Below are 16,198 nucleotides of genomic sequence, written 5' to 3' on the forward strand. Positions count from 1 at the left end.
GCCGGGACTGCCCTCGGACGTCTCCGGACGATGTGCGCCGTGGCCGTTCGCACAGTCCCCCGCGCCCCCTCCGGGGCGCTACCAGCACCCCCTGTCGCCGGCCGACGGGGGGTGCGGCAGCATGGGCGCCCGGACAGCCGTACGACCGAGAGGACCCCCATGCCCGCGGCACCCAAGCCCGAGATCCTGGCCGCCTTCGAGGCCGCGAAGGGGTTCATGCCCGCGGACGAGGGGCTGGCGCTGTACGCGGCCGCGGTGGAGGCCGGGCGGCTCGGCCTGCCGCTGCTGGAGGTCGGCACCTACTGCGGGCGGTCCACCGTGCTGCTCGCCGACGCGGCCCGCGAGACCGGTGTCACCGCGCTCACCGTCGACCACCACCGGGGCAGCGAGGAGCAGCAGCCCGGCTGGGACTATCACGACCCGGAGACCGTCGACCCGGAGATCGGCCTGATGGACACGCTGCCGGCCTTCCGCCGCACCCTGTACCGGGCCGGTCTGGAGGAGCACGTGGTGGCGCTCGTCGGCCGCTCGCCGCAGATCGCGAAGTTCTGGAACACCCCGCTCGGACTGGTCTTCGTCGACGGCGGCCACACCGACGAGCACGCCACCGCCGACTACGAGGGGTGGGCGCCGCACGTCGCCGAGGGCGGCCTGCTCGTGATCCACGACGTCTTCCCGCATCCCGAGGACGAGTTCACCGGCCAGGCGCCGTACCGCGTCTGGCTGCGCGCGCTGGAGTCGGGCGCGTTCACGGAGATCTCCGTGGCCGGATCGTTGCGCGTACTGCGACGGACCGGCACGGGGATCTGACCCGGGCTCACCCGGGCTCACCCGGGGAGGGGTGGGCGGTGGAGTTCCTGACCGGACCGGCCCTCACCGGCTTCGGGGCGCCGCTCGCCGGCATCATCGGCAACGCGCTCCGGGACACAAGGGGCCGGGCCGTGGGCATCGGGATGTGCCTGACCGTCCCGGCGGTCGCCGGGTGGCTGATGGCCGGCAGTCTCCGAGGCGTTCCGGCCGCTCCCCGAAGGGGGCGCCGCCGCCGTCCCGCGACCCGGCCACCCATTGAGCCCTCTCGGCCATGTGAAGGACCTGGACGGCCGCTAGGGTGGCAGACGTGTCGTACGTAGGCCCGGACTTCGATCCCCCACAGCCCCGCCGACCCCGGCGCGGGCCGCTGACCGTCGCGCTCGCCGCACTCGTGCCCGGCGCCCTGCTGGGCTGGCTGGTGTACGAGGCGGTGGGCGGATCCGGCGGCCCGGGCGGCGGCTCGGCCAAGGCGGGCGCGCGGACCTCCGCGGCCTCGCCGAGCACTGCCGAACCCTGGTCGGCGCCGGGCACCGCCGACGCCAAGGAGCCGAGCCCGAGCCCCACGCCCTCCGCCCCCGCCGCCTCCGGCCCCCTCAAGGGCAAGGTCGTCGTCATCGACCCGGGCCACAACCCCGGCAACTTCGAGCACACGACCGAGATCAACCGCCCGGTGGACATCGGCACGAACAAGAAGGAGTGCGACACCACCGGCACGTCCACCAACGCGGGCTACACGGAAGCCCGGTTCACGCTGGACGTGGCGCACCGGCTGCGCACGCTCCTGGAGGAGCAGGGCGCCACGGTGAAGTTGACGCGCGACGGTGACTCCCCGCCCTGGGGCCCGTGCGTCGACGAGCGGGCCCGGATCGGCAACACGGCACACGCGGACGCCGCCATCTCCATCCACGCCGACGGCTCCGCGGAGGGCAACCGCGGCTTCCACGTCATCCTCCCGGCGTCCGTGCACGCCGGCGCCGCCGACACCCGCCCCATCGTCGCCCCCTCGCGTGACCTCGGCGAGCGCATCGCGGGCAAGTTCCTCCGGGCCACCGGCGAGCCCCCCTCCAACTACGTGGGCGACGGTACCGGTCTCGTCACACGTGAGGACCTGGGCGGTCTCAATCTGTCAACGGTTCCCAAGGTCTTCATCGAGTGCGGCAACATGCGCGATAGCAAGGACGCGGCGCTGCTGACCAGCGGCGCATGGCGGCAGAAGGCGGCGCAAGGGATCTCTGAGGGAATCGTGAGTTTCCTGCACGGGTAGCGCTCGGCGGGCCCATCCGGGCGGACAGTGTGATCGTGCGGACGATAGTCTCATCCCTACGATGAGGGGCCACCCCTGCGCTTAACACCGGGGCCTGAAGGCACCATGGTGACAGCGACGCCTCTACCGACGACGAGACGACCTGCGAAGGACCTGAAGTGAATATCCGCTCCCTCACTAGAGGCGACGGCGTGGTGATCGGAGCAGCGGTGTTGCTGTTCATCGCGTCGTTCCTCGACAACTACTCGTACGACGGACTGTCCGACAGCGTCGACCTGCCGAATCTCTGGGAGAACGGACCGGTCCTGCTCAGCGTCGTCCTGGCGGGCCTCATCGCCGCCGCGCTGATCGTCGTGGCGCGCGGCCTGCCGCAGCCGCCCAAGGTGGCGGGTCTTGAACTCGGCGCCTTCGGTGTCGCGTTCGCGGTATTCGCCGCGTGGAGCACACTTGGCAACGTGATCGACCCCGTTGGCGGTCTGGACAACCTCGGCGGTGGGGACGACCGGGCGCCGAGCGCCGGCACGGGCCTGATCATCGCCCTCGTCGCCACCCTGCTGATGGCGGCCGCCGCCGTCGCCACCCCGCTGGTCCCGGCCCTGCAGGCCGCCCTGGTCCCGGCTCCCAAGCCGGCCGCCCCGCAGCCCTACGGCGCCCAGCCGCCCGGCGGTTACGGCTACCCGGGTGCCCAGCCGCAGCAGCCGCAGCCGCAGCCGTACGGTGCACAGCCGCAGCCGGGGCAGCCGTTCGGGCAGCCGGGTCCGCAGGCCCCCGCTCCGGCGCCGCAGCCGGCCGCCGCCGCTGCCGGGGACTTCTCGCCGTTCTGGTTCGCCGTGCCGGTGACGCGTCCGCTGTTCGCCGAGGACGGCTCGCCGACGCCGATCGCCGAACTGGCGCCGGGCACCTGGTACCTGGCGGTCGAGCAGCGCGGTGCCACCCTGGTGGCGCAGACCCAGGACGGTCGCCGTGGTGTGCTCCAGGACACCTCCGGGATCCAGCGCGGCTGAGCCGCACCCGTACCGTCGCGCACGGCCCCTCGCCCTTCCGGGCGGGGGGCCGTTGCCGTACAGTCGCCTCCCGCAAGTGAACTGACGGAGCGTCAGGAGGCAGCCATGCGGCTCGGTCTCGCACTCGGCTACTGGGGACGCGGCCCGGATGCCGGTCATGTGCCGCTGGCCCGCGAGGCCGAGCGGCTCGGCTACCACTCCGTGTGGACGGCCGAGTCCTGGGGCTCGGACGTCTTCACCCCGCTGACCTGGATCGCCGCACAGACCTCGACGATCAGGCTGGGTACGGCGGTTGCGCAGATGGCGGCCCGCTCCCCGACGACCACCGCGATGCACGCGCTCACCCTGGACCACCTCTCCGGCGGCCGGATGCTGCTCGGGCTCGGCCTGTCCGGGCCGCAGGTGGTGGAGGGCTGGTACGGCCGCCCGTTCCCGAAGTCGCCGCTGACCGCGACCAGGGAGTACGTGGACGTCGTACGGCAGGTGCTGCGGCGGGCGGCGCCGGTGGAGTCGGCCGGCCGCTTCCATCCGCTGCCGTACCGGGGGCCGGACGGCACCGGTCTGGGCAAGCCGCTGAAGCCGATCACCCACCCGCTGCGCCACGACCTCCCTGTCCTGCTCGGCGCGGAGGGCCCCAAGAACGTGGCCCAGACGGCCCGGATCGCCGACGGCTGGCTGCCGCTGTACTGGGCGCCGAGCCGGCCCGAGGTGTACGGGGACGCGGTGCGGGAGTTGCCCGAGGGGTTCCTGGTGGCGCCCATGGCCAGGGTGAAGGTGTGCGACGACGTGGCCGAGGGGCTTTGGCCGGTGAAGGCCATGCTCGGCTTCTACATCGGCGGGATGGGGCACGCGGCACGCAACTTCCACGCCGACCTCATGGCCCGGATGGGCTACGAGGAGGAGGCGCACCGGATCCAGCAACTGTTCCTCGCCGGGCGGCGCGAGGAGGCCGTGCTGGCCGTTCCGGACGCCTTCGCCGACGAGATCTCCCTGGTCGGCCCGCGCGAACGCATCGCGGAACGACTGGAGTTGTGGCGCAAGGGCCCGGTGACGGACCTGCTGGCCCTGTCACCGGACCCGCACACCCTCAGGGTGCTTGCGGAGCTGAACTCCTAGCAGGTGTCGTTCGGACCATGCCGGCGTCGCGGGGTGTGGCACGCCCTCCCGCACTGCCTCAAGGGCGTGGGGGCACCTCCGGCCGCGTTGTCGTCACTCACCGACTCCCCCGCGCCCGGCTGCGCTCGCGCGGGGGGACTCCCATCGCGTCGACGCCCTCCTCCGCCTTGCAGCTGCACGCACCGCACCCCGCTCGACTCGGCTGCAAGGCACCGCTTCTCACAGCCGGCCTGACCCGAAACGACACTCCCTAGCCGCCGCTGAGCTGGGAGGCCGACGGCACCTTGTCCTTGACCGGGGCACCGGCGCTCTGGCCCGCGTCCTTCACCTTGTTGATGATGTCGTCGAAGGAGCCTGCCGCGTTCTCGTCGCCCTTGCGCAGCTTGGACGGCAGGTTCTTCAGGGCCTCGATGCCGGCGGTGAGGGGTGCCAGGGCCTTGGAGAGCGTCGGGTCGCCCTTGGCGTTCTTCTGGGCGGCCTTGAGCCGGTTGTAGGCGAAGGCACCGGCGAGGCCGGCCTTGACCAGGGCCAGCTTGCGGCCCTTGGCACCCTTCTTGAACTTGCCCGCCTTCCAGGGCTTCACGATCCACTGGTAGGTCGCGCCGGCCGCGAGGCCCGCGTTCGCCACGAACCTGGTCTTCGCGAACTTCTGCCGTTCGGCCGACGTGCTCGGACTGGGCGTGGCCGCGTCGAGGGCGGCCACCTGCGCGGTGGCCTTCGCACTGGGCTTCTCACTGTTTCCGCAGGCGGTGGCGCCGGCCACCAGGGCGCAGCACAGGGTGAGCGCCACACAGAGGCGCCGTATCGGTACGGGCACAGGGTCCTCCCGACGTGTCTCCCCGAGCGGGTGCTTCCTACGGCAGCGTCACCCGAACGGCCGGTGTCCGCCACTTGGGCGAACCCTGTCCGGGGCCCGGCCGGGTTTCACCGCCCCGGAAGCGGCAATCCGAAGGACATGTCTCGATATCACAGCAGCACGAATCAAGCCGGGAGGGTCATCGCGATCGTCGCCGACGTCATGGCCTTCATCCTCGGTCTGTGGATTCTGATGTACCTGCTGGACGCGAACCGGGCCAACAGCCTGGTCCAGTTCGTGCACGACACCGCCGCCTGGCTGGCGGGCTGGTCCCATGACCTCTTCACGTTCGACGAGGCCTGGGCCCGGGTGGTCGCGGGCTACGGCCTCGCCGCCGTCGTCTACCTCTTCGTCGGCCACGCAATCGCCGGCCGCCTGCACCGGCACTGAACCCGCGCCCCGGGCCGCCTGCACCCGTACGGCCCCGGCCCCCGGGCGAACCGCTCAGCCGCAGCAGTCGGGGTCGAGGCCGGACGGCAGGTGCTCGCCACCGAACACCGCGCACGTGGCGTCGTGGCCGCCCAGGGCGGCGACGGCCAGCAGCAGGGAGCCTGCCGTCCAGGTGGTGAGTTCGCGGGGCCAGATCGCATCGTCCTCGAAGACGTAGCCCGTCCAGTACAGACCGCTCTGCGGGTCGCGCAGGTGCTGGATGGACTGGAGGATCTCCAGCGAGCGGTCGGACTCGCCCATCGCCCACAGGGCCAGGGCGAGTTCGCTGGACTCGCCGCCGGTCACCCAGGGGTTGGGGACCACGCAGCGCACGCCCAGGCCGGGTACGACGAAGCGGTCCCAGTCCGCCTCGATGCGGGACTTGGCCTCCGCTCCGGTCAGGGCGCCGCCGAGGACCGGGTAGTACCAGTCCATCGAGTAGCGGTCCTTGTCGAGGAAGCGCTCGGGGTGGGTGCGGATCGCGTGGCGCAGCGCGCCGGCCGCCAACTCCCAGTCCGGCTGCGGCTCTTCACGCTGCTCGGCGATGGCGAGGGCACAACGCAGGGCGTGGTGGACGGAGGAGCTGCCGGTGAGCAGGGCGTCGGCCGTGGGCGTACCGTCGTCCTCGCGCCGCCAGCCGATCTGGCCGCCGGGCTGCTGCAGCCGCAGCACCCACTCGACGGCCGCGTAGACGGTGGGCCACATACGGTCCAGGAACGTGTCGTCGCCGGTGGACAGGTAGTGGTGCCAGGCGCCCACGGCTATGTAGGCGACGAAGTTCGACTCGCGGGCGCGGTCGGTGACGTCGTCATGGGCCCCGTCGGCGTAGGCGGCGTACCAGGAGCCGTCCTCGTTCTGGTGGGTGGCGAGCCAGGTGTACGCCCGCTCGGCGGCCTCGTGCTCGCCGGCCGCGTCCAGGGCCATCGCGGCCTCGGTGTGGTCCCACGGGTCGAGGTGGTGCCCACGGAACCACGGGATCGCGCCGTCCTCCCGCTGTACGGCGAGGATGCCGCGCACGGTCGCGGCGGCCTCCTCGGCGGTGAGGACCCCGGGCAGGACGAGGTGTTCTGTCCGGGGAGTGGTCACTTGGCGTCCGCCTCGGAAAGACGGGGCAGGTGCGGCTTGGTCGCGTACGCCACGAAGCTCTTGCCGATCAGCGGGTTCAGCGCCTGCTCGGCGACCCGGGTGGCGAGCGGTTTCTTCATGATGTCCCAGACCAGCAGCTTGTGGTACGCCCGCACCGGCAGCGCCTTGTCGTTGTCCACGCCGAAGGCGCACTTCAGCCACCAGTAGGGCGAGTGCAGGGCGTGCGCGTGGTGGGTGCCGTACGGCTTCAGGCCCGCCTCGCGGATCTTGGCCAGCAGTTCGTCGGCCTTGTAGATGCGGATGTGGCCGCCCTCGACCTCGTGGTAGGCGTCGGACAGCGTCCAGCAGACCTTCTCGGGCCCGTAGCGCGGCACTGTGATGGCGATCCGGCCGCCCGGCCTGAGCACCCGCACCATCTCGGCGAGCACGCCCTTGTCGTCGGGGATGTGCTCCATCACCTCGGAGATGATGACGACGTCGAAGGACTCGTCGGGGAAGGGCAGCGCGAGGGCGTCGCCCTCCATGGCGGTGGCCGTGGCGCCCTCGGGCGCCTCGCCGGCCTCCTTCATCGCCGCGAACCACTTCGCGACCTCTCGGATCTCCTCACCGTTCTGGTCGAGGGCCACGACCTGTGCGCCGCGCCGGTAGCACTCGAAGGCGTGCCGGCCGGCCCCGCAGCCGAGATCCAGGACACGGTCGCCCGGGGCGAGCGGGAACCGGGAGAAGTCGACGGTCAGCACGTGGCCCTGCTTTCGGGAGAGATTCCTGCAACAGTCGCTGAGGCCGCCGGGCGGCCGGGGTCGTGGGCCCGGGAACGGCCGATCGCCTCGCGGTAGCGGGCGACCGTCCCCTCTGCGGCGCGGGCCCAGGTGAAGTTCCGCAGGACCCGCTCACGGCCGGCGCGGCCGAGTGCGGTGCGCAGCTCCGGGTCCCCCAGCAGCCGGTTCAGCGCGGCGGCCAGCGCGCCCGCGTCGCCGGGCGGTACGGCGAGGCAGGTCTCGCCGTCGCGGCCGGCGACCTCGGGGATCGCGCCTCCGGTGGTGGCGACCAGCGGGGTGGCGGTGGCCATGGCCTCGGCGGCGGGCAGCGAGAAGCCCTCGTAGAGGGAGGGCACGCAGGCGACCTCGGCCGAGCGGATCAGGTCGACCAGCTCGGCGTCGGAGATGCCCTTGACGAAGTCGACGGCGCCTTCCAGGCCGTAGCGCTCGACGGCCTGGGCGACCGGGCCCTCCTCGGGGCGCTTGCCGACGACGACGAGATGGGCGGCCGGATGCTCGGTGCGGACCTTCGCGAGCGCCTCGACGAGGAAGACCAGGCCCTTGAGGGGCACGTCCGCGCTGGAGGTGGTGACGATGCGGCCGGGTACCTCGGGGACGGCCGGATTCGGCGCGAACAGGTCGGTGTCGGCGCCGATGTGGACGACGTGCACGCGGTCGTCGCGGACACCGAGGTGGTCCACGATCTCCTGGCGGGAGCTGCCGGAGACGGTGAGCACCGAGGGCAGCCGGCGGGCGACGCGCTTCTGCATCCGGGTGAAGGCGTACCAGCGGCGCACCGAGTAGCGGCGCTTGAAGCCCTCGGCCGCGTCCAGCTCCAGCTGCCGGTCGACCGTGATGGGGTGGTGGATGGTGGTGATCAGGGGGGCGCCGAGGTCGCCCAGCAGGCCGTAGCCGAGCGTCTGGTTGTCGTGGACGACGTCGAACTCGCCGCGCCGGGCGCGCAGATGGCGGCGGGCGCGCAGGGAGAAGGTCAGCGGCTCGGGGAAGCCGCCGGTCCACATGGTGCCGACCTCCAGGGCGTCGACCCAGTCCCGGTACTCGTCCCGTTTCGGGGTCCGGAAGGGGTCGGGCTGGCGGTAGAGGTCGAGGCTGGGCAGCTCGGTGAGGGTCAGGCCCTCGTGCCCCTCGTCCAGGACGGGATAGGGCTGCGAGCCGATGACCTCCACCCGGTGGCCGAGGCGGGCCAGCTCGCGGGAGAGGTGCCGTACGTACACACCCTGGCCGCCGCAGAACGGGTTCCCTTTATAGGTGAGAAGCGCGATGTTGAGCGGTCGCCCTCCGCCACTCTCGGCTTCGCTCGAACGGGAGGGACCCCCACCGCCTGCGAGGTCCGGTCGGGGACCCGCCTGACTGGCCTCAGCGGTCACTCCGGGCCCCCTTCTCCCTGCACTGTCCCGCGAGACTACGACGGGACGCTAATCTAGAACAAGTTTCAGACTTGATCGTTCAAGAGGCTCTGAATCTACCGGCAGGTAGGGGCACTGCGAGCAGTGGATCAGGTGATTCACGCCACGCACGGACCCCCTCCGTGCAGGATGATCACGTGCCCTACAGATGTCCTCACCGACTGTCACGGAACGGGTCCCATGCCTGCGGAATCCAAGCTGGAAGCCAGTAGCGTCCGGCCCCCTTCGGCGCCGCTGACCGAGCGGCAGGAAGCCCGCCGCCGCCGGATCCTGCACGCGAGCGCGCAGCTGGCCAGCCGGGGCGGTTTCGACGCCGTGCAGATGCGCGAGGTCGCCGAGTCCTCACAGGTGGCCCTCGGCACCCTGTACCGCTACTTCCCGTCCAAGGTGCATCTGCTGGTCGCCACCATGCAGGACCAGCTGGAACACATGCACGGCACGCTGCGCAAGAAGCCTCCGGCGGGCGACACGGCGGCCGAGCGGGTCGCGGAGACCCTGATGCGGGCCTTCCGCGCACTGCAGCGCGAGCCGCACCTGGCCGACGCGATGGTCCGCGCCCTCACCTTCGCCGACCGCAGCGTCTCCCCCGAGGTCGACCAGGTCTCCCGGCAGACCACGGCGATCATCCTGGACGCGGTGGGCCTGGAGCACCCGACCCCCGAGCAGCTCTCCGCGGTCCGGGTCATCGAGCACACCTGGCACTCGGCCCTGATCACCTGGCTCTCCGGGCGCGCCTCCATCGCACAGGTGAAGATAGACATCGAGACGGTGTGCCGGCTGATCGACCTGACGGAGCCCACCGACTCCCGCTGAGACGGCCGTGCCGAGGGCGCCGAGACTGCCGTGCCGAGGAGGCGACGGCGGCGGGTCTCGCGGACATCCGGGCACGCCAAGACCTACGAGACGGGTTCCCTTCGCCGGCATGGTCCGGATCAGGTGATGGAGGTCGCCTTCCGGCCTGACTGCTGCTTTCCGGCCTCTCAGCCCTACCGTCGCTGTCGGCCCCGGCGGATGCATGTACCTCTCGCCAAAGTCGGCTACTCCGGTCGGACTCCCTCACTCGCCTCGTAGGCTGATACCAGCATAGACCCGGCGAAGCATGATGTAACCCGGCAAATAGGAATTTTTTCGACCATCACCTCAGGGTTGCCGACCGTCCCCTCAGGGTTGCCGACCATGGGGCGTCACCCCTGGGCGACCGGCTCCAGACCGCTCCAGCGCCGCCCCGCCGCCACCTGCCCGGCCCACTGGTCCAGCAGGCGGCAGGCCTCCTCCTCGGGGGCGGCCAGGGACACCTGCTGGGCGCCCGCGTGGACCTTGCGCTCCTGTTCATGGGTGCCCTCGCTGCAGCAGCCGCACAGGACCTCGAAGCTGCTGGCCGGCTCCGCGCCGTAGCCCTCCCGCAGGAACAGATCGACCAGGGCGTCGACGTCGGCGGCCTCGCTCGCGTCCACCGTCACCGACAGCGTCGGCAGCTCGGAGGCCTCGAACAGGAGGAGCTCGTCGAAGACGGGGTACTCACGGCCGTCGACGACCCGGCGGCCCTTGGGTTCACCGTCGTGCACGACGATCTCGCCGAAGCGGCGCCCGGCGGTCACCGGCACGTTCATCACCCGGCCGCGGGTGGGGCAGAGCCGGTCGATCCAGACGACCTCCCGATCGCCGCCCGTGTCCAGGCGCACACAGGCCGGGCCGAAGCGGCCGTCGATCTCGCCCTCGCCGGCCGGGAGCGTGATGCCGAAGCCGGTCCATGCCTCCCGGGCGGTGGCCCAGTCGCGCTGGATGGTGGCGGCGATGCCCAGGTTCCAGTACGCCGGTTCGCCCTCGCCGTGCGGAGCGCGGGCGGCGGCCTCCCGGCCCAGCTCGTACGCCTTCGCCCAGTTCCGCAGGAACTTGTGGGCGAGCGCGGCGTCGTACCACCACACCGCGCTGCGCTCCTCGTCCGGGTAGTGCGCGAGGACCTGCTCCAGCAGACCGGCCGCGGTCAGCCACTCCTCGGCCTCCCACGCCTCGTAGGCCTCGTCGATCAGCCGCTCGGCCTCGGACTTGCGCACGCTTTCCCACCCCGGTCGGTACGTCGTCGGAACCGCAGGAGCGTACCCCGCGGCTCCGGCACGTCCGAACAGCGTCCGCCGCTCGATGGAACCGGGGCCTCCAGTACACCGTTCACCACTGGGTGGGGGCCCTTTGACCCGCGGCTTCAGAAACGGGGAGCGAGTGTTGTTGGACGAGATGGTGTTCCGGAGTGACGACGTGCCCGTGCAGGACCGGTTCGACTACTGGGTCGAGCTGTTGGGCCGCACCCATGCCCCCATGGAGCTGCTCAGCGACCACGCCGAAGACTTCCATGCCTCCCAGCGCGTACTGGACGTCGGTGCCGTCACCGTGTGGTCCGCCAGGTTCCAGCCACTGGTCTTCCGGCGCACGCCGAAACTGATCCGCCAGTCCGACCCCGAGGCCTACCACCTGTCATTCGTCCTGCGCGGCACCGGTGCGGGCATCTGGAGGCACCGGGAAACCCGGTACAAGCCCTACGACCTGTTCATCAACTCCTCCTCCCTGCCGAACGACGTCCACAGCAGCGGGGACCCGGTCACGACGATGGCGCTGGAGGTTCCCAAGGCCCTGCTGCCGCTGTCGCGCGACATGGCCGGCCGGATCGTCGGGGCGCCGGTGTCGGGCCGGGAGGGAATGGGTGCCCTGCTGACGGGCTTCCTCACCCAATTGACCGCGGACACGGCCGGGTACCGGCCCGCCGACCGGGCCCGGCTGGGCACGGTCCTGGTCGACCTGGTCGCCGCGCTCTTCGCCCACGTGCTGGAGGCCGGCGACAGCCTCCCCCCGGAGACGCACCGACGCACCCTCGTCCTGCGGATCCAGGCGTTCATCCGGGAGCACCTGCACGACCCGTGCCTCACCCCGGCCACGGTCGCCGCCGCGCACCACATCTCCACCAGCTATCTGCACCGCCTGTTCCGGGACGAAGACGCCACAGTCGCCGCGTGGATCCGCCGCCTGCGCCTGGAGGCGGCCCGCCGCGACCTCACCGCCCCGGGGTTCCGCACCGCCCCCATCCACGCCATCGCCGCCCGCTGGGGATTCCCCCGCGCGACCGACTTCAGCCGCGCCTACCGCACCGCCTACGGCACCACCCCCCAGGCTCACCGGCACCAGGCCCTCCAGGGGCACGAGTGAACTCATTGCCAACCCGGTTGTGCACTCTGCGCTCACGACGCGCCGGCCGTATCCCGGCATCCTGAAGGGACGTTCACCGATCGGCGCAGGCCACTCCGGTCGGACCGTTCGTCCACCACCCACCACCACGTCGAGGAAGGCTTCGGGACCCTCTTGCGCGTCCGCGTCCACGCCGGCCGCAAGAGCATCCGCTCGCGCTCCTACGACGTCACCCATCGATACGGGGGACCGACCAGCTGTGGTAACCATCCTCACGCGTGCTGCCACTGTGGCAGGCGCCGCAGTCATCACCGCCGCGATCTTGACCGCACCCGCCGTCGCCGACTCCACCGGGCCCGTCGCCCCGAAGGCCGCGGCCGGGCTTCCCGATGTCACCTTCGGGTCCCGCGATGAGCAGCTCGGTGACGGCACCGTCTGGGCCAAGGACCGCTCCGGAGAGGTCGTCGCCGAGGCCCACTGGCAGGCCGACCCCGGCGGCGACGTGTACCCGAAGGGCGACACCCTCTACGTCTCCGACTACCTGGCCGACGGCCTCGACCCGCGCGGCGAGGCGTCCATAGGCATCAAGATCAGCCCCAGCGGGGCAGGCGACCGTGTCCGGCAGACCAAGGACATCGCCGAGGGCACCAAGCTCTACATCAACCTGTGCGTGTCCAACTCCGCGGGCACCCTGTGCTCGCCCGGCCTCACGGTGCACGCCTGAGTCAGGACGCACGGGGGTCGTCCTGACCGCCCGAGGGCGGCATGAACATGGGGGCCGTACCCGTTGCGGGTTACGGCCCCCGTGTGCTGTCCGGCCCGCACCGTGCCTCAGGCCCTGCCCGGCGGGTCATGCACGAAGCCGGAGGCAAAGGGATGCGGCGTCACGGCGCTCTGCCTCAGTCCTCGGGCGGGAACACCGGCTCCCCGCTCCCCATCAGCGTGATCATGATCGCCTCCACCGGGCAGCTCTCGGCCGCCTCGAGGACCTGTTCGCTCGCGTCGGTGTCCGGGTCGAGGGGGTGGGACTGGCGGGCGGAGTCGAGGCGGAAGCCGTCCGGTGCGTGGTGGAGGCACTGGGCCGAGCCGATGCACACCGACCGGTCGACCTCGACGTGCCAGCGGTCGCCCATCGCTAGGACCCCGCCGGCAGGTGGATCATCTTGTGTTCGAGGTACTCGCCGTAGCCCTCGGGGCCGAACTCCCGACCCAGCCCGGAGTTCTTGTAGCCGCCGAACGGGCCCAGCATGTCCAGGCTGAAGGTGTTGACGGAGTAGGTGCCGGTGCGGACCTGCCGGGCGACCTCGATGCCGTGCTCGACGTCGGACGTCCACACGCTGCCTGACAGGCCGTAGTCCGAGTCGTTGGCGATCTTCACGGCCTCCCGCTCGTCGCCGTACGGCAGCAGGCAGATGACCGGGCCGAAGATCTCCTCGCGGGCGATCCGCATGGAGTTGTCGACGTCACCGAAGAGGGTCGGTTCGACGTACCAGCCGCGTTCCAGCCCGTCCGGGCGGCCGCCGCCGGTCAGGATCTTGGCTCCCTCCTCCTGACCGATGCGGATGTAGTCCAGATTGCGCCGCTGCTGCCGCTGGGCCACCAGCGGGCCGACCTGGGTGGCCGGGTCCAGCGGGTCGCCGACCTTCAGCGCGCCGGCCGCCTGCGCGAAGGCGTCCGCGAACTCGTCGTAGCGGGCGCGCGGGACGAGGATGCGGGTCTGGGCGACACACGCCTGCCCGTTGTTCATCCAGGCCGCCGGGACGATGCCCGCGACCGCCGCCGACACGTCCGCGTCGGGCAGTACGACCGCCGCGGACTTGCCGCCCAGCTCCAGCGTGACCCGGGTGAGGTTGCGGGCGGCCACCTCCATGACCCGCTTGCCCGCCGCTACCGAACCGGTGAAGGAGACCTTGTCGATGCCGGGGTGCCCGACCAGGTACTCGCTGACCTCGCGGTCGGCGGGCAGGATCGACAGCACGCCCTCGGGCAGCCCGGCGTCCCGCGCGATCTCGCCGAGCAGATAGGCGTCCAGCGGCGATTCCGGGGACGGCTTGAGCACGACCGCGCAGCCGGTCAGCAGCGCGGGCGCGAGCTTGGCCGCGGCGACGAACTGCGGCACGTTCCACGGGACGACGGCCGCGACCACACCGACCGGTTCGCGCCGCACGAGGATCGGGCCGAGGACTCCGTCGCGACGCTCCTCGTGGGTGAAGTCCCGTGCGACCCTGATCGCCGAGTCCCACACCATCATCGCGCCGAGTGCCTGGGCGAGGACGCTCCAGGAGTACGGTGAGCCGTTCTCGCTGGAGATGACCCGGGCGATCTCCTCGTGCCGGGCGGCGATGCCGTCCTTGATCCGGTCGACGACCTCGATCCGCTCCGCCAGCGAGGCGCGCGGCCAGGGACCTTCGTCGAAGGCACGGCGCGCGACGGCCACCGCCCGGTCGACGTCCTGCCGGGATGCGTGCGGCACCCGGCCGATGACCTCCTCGGTGTGCGGGGAGATCACCTCGATGACGTCCTTGCCCAGGGGGTCGGTCAACTCCCCGCCGATGAACAGCTGTCCGTGTTCCACGAGCTCGGTCATGGCCGACTGCCTCCCGCCGCACCGCATGCATCTGACGCTGTTTCAGAACTGATATCAGTTCTAGTTATAGGGGGCAATGGCCGGAGCCGAATAGGCCCGGACCAGCGGGTTTGCCTACAGGTCCGGATGCGCTCATGCCGCTTGGGCCGTCTGTGGGCCGTCCGAGATGGGGGGGGCAACCCACACCCGACAACGACAGGCAACGACGGCTCCACAGCTGGTCAGAGCGAGACCAAGTGCGATACCTGCAGCACTATCTGACATGACATCAGCACTCGTCGTGCCATCGTCGCCTCGTCGGACGGTCACTCCTCAGCTCGCGTCCCCCCAGACGGCCTGCAGGTCCTCGCAGCGGACGGTGATCGACACGTCCGTGAGTGCGATCTCGTGGATGCGGCCGCCGCCCTCGTCCGGGAGGATCTCGTCGAGGAGCACGGTGTCGACCAGTTGCCTCCCCACTTACGGGACTTGGCCGCCCTTGGGCCGTCCAAGGACGGCCGACGACAACCGACAACGGCAGACAACGATCGCTCCGCAGCTGGTCAGGGCGCACCCAGCCACGGATGCCGCACGACTATCTGACGTGTAATCAGTTCTAGTTATAGTGGGCATGGTCGCGTGCTGCGGGCGGTGGGGTGGAGGACGGATGACGAAGACGTTCGATCACGGCGGGGGCGTGCGGTCGATTCGGGTCCCCATCCCGGACAACCCCCTCGGGTACACGCTGGTGTACGTCGTGGACACCGACCGGGGTCCGGTACTGGTGGACACGGGCTGGGACGACCCGGCGTCCTGGGAGTCCCTGGTGTCCGGGCTGACGGCCTGCGGCACGTCCGTCGCCGAGGTGCACGGAGTGGTCATCACGCACCACCACCCGGACCACCACGGGCTGTCGGGGCAGGTCCGCGAGGCCTCCGGGGCGTGGGTGGCGATGCATGCGGCCGACGCGGCGATCGTGCGCAGGGCGCGGGAGACGCGTCCGGAGCGCTGGTACTCGTACATGGCCGCGAAGCTGACGACGGCGGGCGCGCCCGAGGAGCACGTCGCTCCCCTGCGCGCCGCGCGGCACCGCCGCACGCTTCCCGGTCTCTCGCCCGCGCTGCCCGACCGTGAGATCGTCCCCGGCGAGCTCCTCGCTCTGCCCGGGCGCAGACTGCGCGCGATCTGGACCCCGGGTCACACACCGGGCCACGTCTGTCTGCACCTGGAGGAGGAGCATCCGTCCCGGCTCCCGGGCCATGGACGGCTGTTCAGCGGCGACCACGTGCTCCCGGAGATCACCCCGCACATCGGCCTGTACGAGGATCCCGACGACGCCACCGTCACCGACCCCCTCGGCGACTACCTCGACTCGCTGGAGCGGGTGGGCCGCCTCACCCCGGCCGAGGTGCTTCCCGCGCACCAGCATCCCTTCACCGACGCACCCGGCCGGGTACGGGAGTTGCTGGCCCACCACGAGGAACGCCTCACCGGCCTGCTCGCACTCCTCTCCGAGCCGCTCACCCCCTGGCAGCTCGCCGAGCGCATGGAGTGGAACCGCCCCTGGGCCGACATCCCCTACGGATCGAGGACCATCGCGGTCTCGGAGGCCGAGGCGCATCTGCGGCGCCTGGTGAAGCTGGGGCGGGCGGAGCCGGTGCCGGCAAGCGAGCCGGTGGCGTACGTGGCCGTGCAGGTCGGTTGAGGC

Annotated in this window: 17 protein-coding genes and 1 riboswitch; of the genes, 9 read left to right on the top strand and 8 right to left on the bottom strand. The window is 71.4% G+C overall.

Translation table 11 applies throughout. From position 1 onward, the window contains the following. The first annotated feature begins 159 nt into the window (after positions 1–159). The 4 genes from ACIRU3_RS23315 (at position 160) to ACIRU3_RS23330 (ending at position 4,194) form a co-directional block, all read left to right on the top strand. The gene (locus ACIRU3_RS23315) at positions 160–810 is read left to right on the top strand and encodes a class I SAM-dependent methyltransferase (RefSeq protein ID WP_404059258.1); all 651 of its coding nucleotides are present in this window, start codon (positions 160–162) and stop codon (positions 808–810) included. A gap of 307 nt (positions 811–1,117) precedes the next feature. Beyond that, positions 1,118–2,074 carry an N-acetylmuramoyl-L-alanine amidase gene (locus ACIRU3_RS23320; protein ID WP_404059261.1) on the top strand — a complete coding sequence of 319 codons (957 nt, stop codon included), beginning with the start codon at positions 1,118–1,120 and terminating at the stop codon, positions 2,072–2,074. Between the two features lie 158 nt (positions 2,075–2,232). After that, on the top strand, positions 2,233–3,078 hold the full coding sequence (locus tag ACIRU3_RS23325) for a DUF5336 domain-containing protein (protein WP_404059263.1): 846 nt from the start codon (positions 2,233–2,235) through the stop codon (positions 3,076–3,078). A gap of 105 nt (positions 3,079–3,183) precedes the next feature. Next, entirely contained in the window at positions 3,184–4,194 is a 1,011-nt protein-coding gene (locus tag ACIRU3_RS23330; RefSeq protein ID WP_404059265.1) for an LLM class F420-dependent oxidoreductase, read from the top strand. 250 nt (positions 4,195–4,444) lie between these two features. Here the strand turns inward: ACIRU3_RS23330 and ACIRU3_RS23335 are convergent, their stop codons facing one another. Next, positions 4,445–5,011, bottom strand: a complete 567-nt coding sequence (locus ACIRU3_RS23335; RefSeq protein WP_404059268.1) for a hypothetical protein — start codon at positions 5,009–5,011, stop codon at positions 4,445–4,447. 138 nt (positions 5,012–5,149) lie between these two features. On the opposite strand from ACIRU3_RS23335, the gene ACIRU3_RS23340 reads away from it, so the two are divergent. Then, a complete protein-coding gene (locus ACIRU3_RS23340; protein ID WP_404059270.1) occupies positions 5,150–5,440 on the top strand; it encodes a hypothetical protein in 291 nt (96 codons plus the stop codon). A gap of 54 nt (positions 5,441–5,494) precedes the next feature. On the opposite strand, the gene ACIRU3_RS23345 is transcribed toward ACIRU3_RS23340, so the two are convergent. The 3 genes from ACIRU3_RS23345 to ACIRU3_RS23355 are packed head-to-tail and all read right to left on the bottom strand — an operon-like array spanning position 5,495 to position 8,711. After that, positions 5,495–6,565 (bottom strand): prenyltransferase, encoded by a 1,071-nt coding sequence (locus tag ACIRU3_RS23345; RefSeq protein WP_404059272.1) that lies wholly within the window; start codon positions 6,563–6,565, stop codon positions 5,495–5,497. Then, positions 6,562–7,305: a class I SAM-dependent methyltransferase gene (locus ACIRU3_RS23350; protein ID WP_404059275.1), complete on the bottom strand. Its 744-nt coding sequence runs from the start codon at positions 7,303–7,305 to the stop codon at positions 6,562–6,564. Before ACIRU3_RS23350 ends, ACIRU3_RS23345 begins: the two co-directional genes overlap by 4 nt. Then, positions 7,299–8,711 carry a glycosyltransferase family 4 protein gene (locus tag ACIRU3_RS23355; RefSeq protein ID WP_404059278.1) on the bottom strand — a complete coding sequence of 471 codons (1,413 nt, stop codon included), beginning with the start codon at positions 8,709–8,711 and terminating at the stop codon, positions 7,299–7,301. Before ACIRU3_RS23355 ends, ACIRU3_RS23350 begins: the two co-directional genes overlap by 7 nt. Positions 8,712–8,930: 219 nt before the next feature. Here ACIRU3_RS23355 and ACIRU3_RS23360 point away from each other — a divergent pair, with 219 nt between their 5' ends. Next, complete coding sequence (locus tag ACIRU3_RS23360; protein ID WP_404059281.1) at positions 8,931–9,563, top strand: TetR family transcriptional regulator; 633 nt, start codon at positions 8,931–8,933, stop codon at positions 9,561–9,563. 79 nt (positions 9,564–9,642) lie between these two features. After that, a riboswitch (TPP riboswitch) is annotated at positions 9,643–9,818 on the bottom strand. A gap of 116 nt (positions 9,819–9,934) precedes the next feature. Here ACIRU3_RS23360 and ACIRU3_RS23365 read toward each other — a convergent pair. Continuing rightward, the gene (locus tag ACIRU3_RS23365; protein WP_404059284.1) at positions 9,935–10,804 is read right to left on the bottom strand and encodes a tetratricopeptide repeat protein; all 870 of its coding nucleotides are present in this window, start codon (positions 10,802–10,804) and stop codon (positions 9,935–9,937) included. A 166-nt stretch (positions 10,805–10,970) separates the two neighbouring features. On the opposite strand from ACIRU3_RS23365, the gene ACIRU3_RS23370 reads away from it, so the two are divergent. Together ACIRU3_RS23370 and ACIRU3_RS23375 are read left to right on the top strand one after the other, a co-directional pair. Then, positions 10,971–11,945, top strand: coding sequence for a helix-turn-helix domain-containing protein (locus ACIRU3_RS23370; protein ID WP_404059286.1), 975 nt, complete (start codon positions 10,971–10,973; stop codon positions 11,943–11,945). 268 nt (positions 11,946–12,213) lie between these two features. Beyond that, positions 12,214–12,648: a hypothetical protein gene (locus ACIRU3_RS23375; RefSeq protein WP_404059289.1), complete on the top strand. Its 435-nt coding sequence runs from the start codon at positions 12,214–12,216 to the stop codon at positions 12,646–12,648. Between the two features lie 175 nt (positions 12,649–12,823). Here the strand turns inward: ACIRU3_RS23375 and ACIRU3_RS23380 are convergent, their stop codons facing one another. The 3 genes from ACIRU3_RS23380 to ACIRU3_RS23390 form a co-directional block, all read right to left on the bottom strand. After that, on the bottom strand, positions 12,824–13,057 hold the full coding sequence (locus tag ACIRU3_RS23380) for a ferredoxin (RefSeq protein ID WP_404059292.1): 234 nt from the start codon (positions 13,055–13,057) through the stop codon (positions 12,824–12,826). A gap of 2 nt (positions 13,058–13,059) precedes the next feature. Further along, positions 13,060–14,511, bottom strand: coding sequence for an aldehyde dehydrogenase (locus tag ACIRU3_RS23385; protein WP_404059294.1), 1,452 nt, complete (start codon positions 14,509–14,511; stop codon positions 13,060–13,062). 312 nt (positions 14,512–14,823) lie between these two features. After that, positions 14,824–14,970 (bottom strand): hypothetical protein, encoded by a 147-nt coding sequence (locus tag ACIRU3_RS23390; protein ID WP_404059297.1) that lies wholly within the window; start codon positions 14,968–14,970, stop codon positions 14,824–14,826. A 187-nt stretch (positions 14,971–15,157) separates the two neighbouring features. Between ACIRU3_RS23390 and ACIRU3_RS23395 the strand changes: the two genes are divergently transcribed. Next, the gene (locus tag ACIRU3_RS23395) at positions 15,158–16,195 is read left to right on the top strand and encodes an MBL fold metallo-hydrolase (protein WP_404059300.1); all 1,038 of its coding nucleotides are present in this window, start codon (positions 15,158–15,160) and stop codon (positions 16,193–16,195) included. The last annotated feature ends 3 nt before the right edge of the window (positions 16,196–16,198 follow it).

The sequence above is a fragment of the Streptomyces sp. NPDC101151 genome (genome assembly GCF_044768335.1).
Taxonomy (GTDB): Bacteria; Actinomycetota; Actinomycetes; order Streptomycetales; family Streptomycetaceae; genus Streptomyces.